This is a genomic window from Actinoplanes sp. NPDC051411 (genome assembly GCF_040682075.1).
Taxonomy (GTDB): Bacteria; Actinomycetota; Actinomycetes; order Mycobacteriales; family Micromonosporaceae; genus Actinoplanes.
The window spans coordinates 94,075-100,667 of sequence record NZ_JBFBAD010000021.1 but is presented as its reverse complement, the minus strand read 5'-3'; the positions used below and the strand labels follow the sequence as shown (position 1 = coordinate 100,667).

The 6,593-nt window shown below is 69.9% G+C and carries 4 protein-coding genes and 1 pseudogene; 1 reads left to right on the top strand and 4 read right to left on the bottom strand.

The genetic code is table 11. The features are described 5' to 3' along the window. Together AB0M88_RS14505 and AB0M88_RS14500 are read right to left on the bottom strand one after the other, a co-directional pair. Positions 1–253: pseudogene (locus tag AB0M88_RS14505) on the bottom strand (hypothetical protein); the annotation flags it as partial. A gap of 133 nt (positions 254–386) precedes the next feature. Beyond that, on the bottom strand, positions 387–2,804 hold the full coding sequence (locus AB0M88_RS14500; protein WP_364100806.1) for a transglycosylase domain-containing protein: 2,418 nt from the start codon (positions 2,802–2,804) through the stop codon (positions 387–389). 59 nt (positions 2,805–2,863) lie between these two features. Between AB0M88_RS14500 and AB0M88_RS14495 the strand changes: the two genes are divergently transcribed. Further along, entirely contained in the window at positions 2,864–3,094 is a 231-nt protein-coding gene (locus AB0M88_RS14495; protein WP_364100804.1) for a hypothetical protein, read from the top strand. 21 nt (positions 3,095–3,115) lie between these two features. Here the strand turns inward: AB0M88_RS14495 and AB0M88_RS14490 are convergent, their stop codons facing one another. Together AB0M88_RS14490 and AB0M88_RS14485 are read right to left on the bottom strand one after the other, a co-directional pair. Further along, a complete protein-coding gene (locus tag AB0M88_RS14490) occupies positions 3,116–5,599 on the bottom strand; it encodes a DUF4118 domain-containing protein (protein WP_364100801.1) in 2,484 nt (827 codons plus the stop codon). A gap of 127 nt (positions 5,600–5,726) precedes the next feature. Next, the gene (locus AB0M88_RS14485; protein ID WP_364100798.1) at positions 5,727–6,593 is read right to left on the bottom strand and encodes a potassium-transporting ATPase subunit C; all 867 of its coding nucleotides are present in this window, start codon (positions 6,591–6,593) and stop codon (positions 5,727–5,729) included.

The following is a 6,593-nucleotide window of genomic DNA, read 5'->3' as shown; positions in this document are numbered from 1 at the left end:
CAGGGCGGGCGGTGACGTGCCCGGACGCGGTGGCCGGGCTGACGTTCAGCGCGCGGGCGATCCGCACGGTGCCGCCGCCGCTGACCAGCGCCCGCGGCACCCGAGACTCGGCGTCGAGCCGGCGCAGCACCACGACCGGGATCCGGCAGCCGGGTGCCTGCTCCACCACCTCGGCCCACAGCTTCTCGTACTCGTCGCCGTCCGGGGCGGCTGCCATCGCGCGGTACCGGTCCGTGCCGAACTCGACGGTCACCGCCGGTGGTGCCGGATGTTGTGGTGCCAGGCCGGATTCTTCGCCGCCGGGCGGGTCCACGCCGGCCGGAGCGGCGACTTCGACGGCGCCGCCGGCTCCGGCGTGCGGCCGCACCGCTGCGTCAGGCGGGCAGTCAACGGCCGGTGCGGATCGGGCCGCCGCGGACCGGTGGGCCCCGCCGGCCCGGGACGGGCTTGTTCGCCCGGCCGCTGCTCGGCTGGATCGTCACGCCGCCGCCCTTGATGGTCCGGCCGCTCGGGTCGGTGCCGGCGGCCGTGCCGGCCGGGCAGTCGGAATCGACCGGATCGCCGATCGAGACGTCGAAGCCGGCGTTCTCGACCTCGGACCGGGCCGCGCCGATCGGCTGGCAGGTGATGTCCGGGATCGACCGCTGATCGCCCTCGGCGATCTTCCGGCTGCCCGGGACCTTGAACTGGACCTTGGGTTTGCCCTTCATGAAGTCGCGCAGCGTGTCCATCACCGCCGTGTTGACCATCGGGTGGGACATGTGGTCGGAGTGGTTCTGGTAGTCGGGGTTGACCATGTAGCCGGCGACGACCAGCGACGTCGTACCGGCGATCAACGCGGCGGTCTTGCTCTTGTCGGTCGTGCCGGTCTTGCCGAAGACCGGATGCTCGACCGTGCCCCGTACGTCACCGGCCGTGTGGTAGCCACCGCAACTGCCGAGCTGGGAGGAGTCGCCGACCGGGCAGCGGGCCGCGTCGAGCGCCGCCCGGGCCACGTCGGTGCTGGTCGCCCGGATGCAGGACGGCTTGCCGATGTCGAGCTTCTCGTTGTCCCGGGTGGTGATCTGCGAGATCGGCGTCGGCGAGCAGTACATGCCGTCGCCGGCCAATGTCGCGTACGCGTTGGCCACGTCGAGCGGAGTGGAGGCCGACACGCCGAGCGTGAAGGCGCTCCACTGCTCGGCCGAGGCGGGGTCGTCCGCGTAGCGGGCGTCCTGCGACGAGCGGAACTGGATGCCGAATCTCTTCGCCACCGCCACCGCGTTCTGCGCGCCGACCTTCTCCTCCAGCGGCACGAAGAAGGTGTTCACCGAGCGCCCGAACCCGGTCCACATGTTGTACCGGCCGGCCTCGCCGGGATCCGAGTTGGTCGGGCACCAGAAGTGCGTGCCGGGGCAGGCCGAGTCGCTACCGGCCTGGATGATGTAGTGGGTCTTGGCCTGCTGCGGGGCGTTGATCGGGTAACTGAGCGGATAGCCGTGCTCGAGGGCGGCCACCATGGTGAAGATCTTGAACACCGAGCCGGCCTGATAGCCGTCGATGTCTCCACCGCCGGTGATCAGCGGATTGGTGGTGTTCGGATAGGAGCCGCGCACGTGGTGCCGGGCCTTGGCCGGGTCGGACGAAATCTTGTTCTGCGGATGGGCCCGGCTGTCGAGCTTGTATCTCCGGTTGGCCGCCAGCGCTCGAACCCGGCCGGTGCCGGGCTCGACCGCGGCGATCAGGATCGCGTTCTTGTTGGTGTCCTTGATCTCGTCGGTGATCTCCTTGCGCGCCGAGTCCTGCGCGGTGACATCCATCGAGGTGACCACCCGATAGCCACCGCTTTTCAAGCGGCGCTCCCGGTCGTACGACGTGGCGCCGAACTGCGGTTGGCTCATCCACCACCGGTAGAAGTAGTCGCAGAAGAAGCCCCAGTTGTTCTTCGCCACCGAGACACAGCCGTTGCCGACCGAAGTGACCGTCTTGGGGATCGGCTCCTTGAGCGCCTTGTCGGCCTGCGCCTGGGTGATGGCACCCGACAACACCATTCCCGGGATCACGTAGTTGTTACGACGGTCCTTGATCTGCTTGTAACCCGACGGGGTGGTCGGGTCGAAGCCGCTCGGGGCCTTGACCATGCCGGCCAGCATCGCGGCCTGGCCGATCGTGAGGTCCTTGGGCTTCTTGTTGAAGTAGACCTGACTGGCGGCGAAGACGCCGTACGTCTGATTGCCGAACGGCACGATGTTGAGATAGCGCTCCAGGATCTGCGACTTGGTCAGCTCCTTTTCCACCTGCAGCGCGTACTTCATCTCGGTGATCTTGCGTTTCGGGGTGTCCGCGCTCGCCGCCACGACCTCACGTGAGCTGGTGGCCGACTGCGTCAGCGTCAACCGCACGAGCTGCATCGTGATCGTGGACGCGCCCTGCTTCGAGTTGCCGTTGTTGTTGCTGACGAAAGCCCGGGCGATGCCCTTCAGGTCGACACCGTTGTGGTGGTAGAACTCGCGGTCCTCGGCGGCCACCATCGCGGCCTGCATGTTGGCGGAGATGTCCTTCAGTGGGACGTCGCTGCGGAACTCGTCGTAGAACTGCGAGATCTGGGTTTTGCCGTCCGCGGCGTAGATGCGGGTGATCTGGGGCGAGCTGTAGGCCCTGAGCTCACTGGGCAGCTTCTGGAACTGCGTGCCGCCCGCCTTGGCGGCCAGCCCGGACATGGCGGCGGCCGGGAACACCGCGGCGGCGACGACAATGCCGGCCAGCAAGCCGCAGATCAGCAACGCACTCGCGTTGGCGAAGATGTTGTGATCGCGTCGGCGCATCCAGGAGCTCATCGGCGCGAAGCACTCATCAAACGCAAGGGCAGAAAGGTCCTCTTCGGATGGCGCGGACTTCTCGTCATTCGTCCGGCTCCCTTCGCGTACGCGGCTCCGCGGGCGGTGGCGCCGAGTCGAGCACCGCGGCCATGGTGTTGTCAAGACTCTCGATGACCGGTCATCGGCAACAGGCGGCAATCAGACGTCCGGACGGCATCCGCAACACCTGGAACCAGGCCGGGTTCGGTGAGCGGGTGCCGCGGGTGGGCCGGGTCGGTTTCCAGTTTGCGGCGTAGCCGGGCCAGGTATTGGCGCGGTCACGCCGCGGCGCCGACCGGCAGGGCGAGAATCATGGTGAGACCGCCTCCGGGGGTTTCTTCGGGTGTGAGGGTGCCGCCCATCGCCTCGGTGAGGCCGCGTGACAGGGCGAGGCCGAGGCCGACGCCGGTGTGGTTGTCGCGGTCGCCGAGGCGCTGGAAGGGCAGGAAGACGTCGTCCCACCGGTCACGGGGGATGCCGGGACCGTGATCGATGACGCGCAGTTCGAGGGTGTCGCCGTGCCGGCTGGCGGTGATGACCGGTGGACGGTCGGCCGGGCTGTAGCGCAGCGCGTTGCCGGCGAGGTTGACCAGCACCCGTTCGAGTAGTCCGGGGTCGGTGTGTACGGCGGGCAGTTCGTCGGGCAGCACCAGGCGGACGGTGCGTCCCTCGGCGCCGAGGTCGTCGAGGGCGCGCGGGAGGACCTCCTCGGCACCGACGTCGATGGCCGTGACGCCGAGGGTCCCGGCCTGCAGGCGGCTCATGTCGAGCAGGTTGGCGACCAGCTTGTCGAGCCGGTCCAGCGACTCGTCGGCGGTCTCCAGCAGCTCCCGCTGGTCGTCCGGATCGAAGTGGACCTCGTCGCTGAGCAGTCCGGCGACCGCCGCTTTCGCGCTCGCCAACGGCGTACGCAAATCGTGGCTGACCGCCGCGAGCAGCGCCGTCCTCATCTTGTCCGCCTCGGCCAGCGGCTTGGCCGCGGCCGCCTCGGCGGCCAGCCGCTCCTGGCGCAATGCCAGGGCGGCCTGGGCGGCGAACGCCTCGACGATGCGGCGGTCGGAGGCCTCCAGGGTGCGTCCCTTGAGCAGAACCACCACGTCGTGGTCGACGTTGACGGCCACGTCGGCCTCCGATTGCCGGGTGCACGCGGGATGGCCGACCTGAGCGACGACGGTGTCGCCGTCGAGCAGCGTCACCGAGTCGAGGGCGAAGGTCTCGCGCAGCCGGTCGAGCATCGCGATCAGGGGCCGTTCGCCGCGCAGCACCCCGCCGGCGACGGTGGCCAGGGTCTGCGCGTCGGCCGAGGCCTGGGCGGCCTGCCGGGTCTTGCGCGCGGCGGTGTCGACCACCCAGCTGACCGCCAGCGCCACGATGACGAAGATGGCCAGGGCGAGCAGGTTGTCGGTCTCGGCGATGGTGAACCGGCCGGTCGGCGGCGTGAAGTAGTAGTTGAGCAGCAGCGATCCGGCGACCGCGGCGAGCAGGGCGGGCCACAGACCGCCGATCAGGGCGACACCGACGACGGCGGCGAGGAAGAGCAGGATGTCGTTGGTCAGTGTGAGCGCCGGGCCGAGCTTGAGCAGCGCGGTCAGCAGCGGAAGACCGGCGATGACGGTCAGGAAACCGGCGATGCGCCGGGTCCGGGACAGGGCCGCCGGGAGCCGGGAGCGCCGTCGTCCTTGTCCGGCGCGTTCGTGACTGACCAGGTGCACGTCGATCGGGCCCGACAGGGCGGTGGTCGTGACCCCGACCCCGGCCGAGAGCAGTTGGGCGAGCCGGCCGCGGCTGGAGGCGCCGAGCACGATCTGGGTCGCGTTGACCGCCCGCGCGAACTCGAGCAGGGCCCGGGGAACGTCGGCGCCGACCACCTGGTGGTAGGTGCCGCCGAGGCTTTCGACCAGGACCCTCTGCCGGGCCAGCTCGGCCGGGTCGGCGCCGGCCAGGCCGTCGTTGCGCGTGACGTGTACGGCGAGCAGGTCCGAGCCCTTGTTGCGGGCGGCTATCCGCGCGGCCCGCCGGATCAGGGTGCTGCCCTCGGGGCCGCCGGTCAGCGCGACCACGATCCGCTCGCGGGTCTCCCAGGTCTGGTCGATGCCGTGAGCGGCCCGGTACTTCTCCAGCTGGTCGTCGACCTTGTCGGCCAACCAGAGCAGAGCCAGCTCGCGCAGCGCGGTGAGGTTGCCGGTCCGGAAGTAGTTGCCGAGCGCGGCGTCGATCTTCTCGGGCTGGTAGATGTTGCCGTGGGCCATGCGCCGGCGCAGCGCCTCCGGCGTCATGTCGACCAGTTCGACCTGCTCCGCCGCCCGGACCACGGCATCGGGCACGGTTTCGCGCTGCTCGATGCCGGTGATCTGGGCGACGACGTCGTTGAGCGACTCCAGGTGCTGCACGTTGACGGTGGTGAGCACGCTGATGCCGGCGTCGAGCAGTTCCGATACGTCCTGCCAGCGCTTGGCGTGGCGCGATCCGGGCACGTCGGTGTGGGCGAACTCGTCGACCACGGCCAGTTCGGGTCTGCGGGCGAGGACCGCGTCGAGGTCCATCTCCTCGAAGCCGATGCCGCGGTAGGTCATCGAGCGGCGCGGGACGACCTCGAGGTCGGCGAGCATGGCAGCGGTGTGTTTGCGGCCGTGGGTCTCGACGAAGGCGACAACCACGTCGGTGCCGCGCTCGGCGCGACGGTGCGCCTCTTCGAGCATGGCGTACGTCTTGCCGACGCCCGGGGCGGCGCCCAGGTAGATCCGAAGTTCACCGCGTGCCATCTGGTACTCCGCCTTTTGATCGTTTTTCAGCGCGGTGGCCCTCCGCAAGCCACCCCCCACCCCGGCACTGGGTGGGGAGCAGTCAAGCGCACGGGACCGACAATTCTCGGCCGTTGTCCACAGTCGGCTATCTGCTGCCGTCCAGGGCGAGGTTGAGTTCCAGGACGTTGACGCCGGGCTCGCCCATGAAACCGAGGGACCGGCCGTCGGTGTACTTCTCGATCAGAGTCTGCACTCGGGAAAGGGGCAGCCCCCGCTCACGCGCGACCCGCGGGGCCTGCAGGCCGGCATAGGCGGGGCTGATGTCGGGGTCGAGGCCGCTGCCGCCGGCGGTGACCGCGTCGGCGGGCACGGCCGGCGTGGCCGGTGCGCTACCGCGGATCGGCGTGATGATGCCGCCCTCGGCGACGTAGTCGTGTCCGGCCCGGGCCGGCTGCACCGGCACGCCGTCGTAGACGGCCACGAACGGGGTTCCGGTCTGGTTGACCGAGACGACCCGGGTCACGGGACCGGTCAGGCCGTCCCGGCGCCAGACCGCCAGGACCGCACCGACCCCGTCCGGGGTGCAGTAGGGGCGGCTGCCGTCGACGCCCTCGAGCTTGCCGATCGCCAGGCTGCGGGAGCAGACCTGGGTGAGCAGGCTCGGCTTGGAGTCGTCGGCGGTGGTGGCGATGGTGTCGACGACGCTCTCCGGGCCGAGGTTGCTGGCCGAGGAGGCCGTCGGGTCGTAGCCGTCGCCCGCCGCCGACGGCCGGCTCTGGAAGTACTTCGGGATCGGGTTGCCGTCCTTGTCGGTGAAGGCCTGCCCGATCAGGCTGCTGCCGACGGTCTGGTCGGCGACGGTGACCAGTGACCCGCCCGTCTTGTGCGCGAGGCCGGGTATCCGGCCGATCGCCACCATCAGCAGCGGGTAGGCCAGTCCGAGCAGGACGGTCATGACGAGCAGCGCACGGAGCGCCGCGAGGTGCTGGGCCAGCCAGGCTGGAAGTCGCAT

Coding starts and splice junctions, on each gene's coding strand:
- AB0M88_RS14485 (WP_364100798.1), bottom strand. CDS start 6,593: ATGCGACTTCCAGCCTGGCTGGCCCAGCACCTCGCGGCGCTCCGTGCG.
- AB0M88_RS14495 (WP_364100804.1), top strand. CDS start 2,864: ATGGCGCGGACTTCTCGTCATTCGTCCGGCTCCCTTCGCGTACGCGGC.
- AB0M88_RS14500 (WP_364100806.1), bottom strand. CDS start 2,804: ATGCGCCGACGCGATCACAACATCTTCGCCAACGCGAGTGCGTTGCTG.
- AB0M88_RS14490 (WP_364100801.1), bottom strand. CDS start 5,599: ATGGCACGCGGTGAACTTCGGATCTACCTGGGCGCCGCCCCGGGCGTC.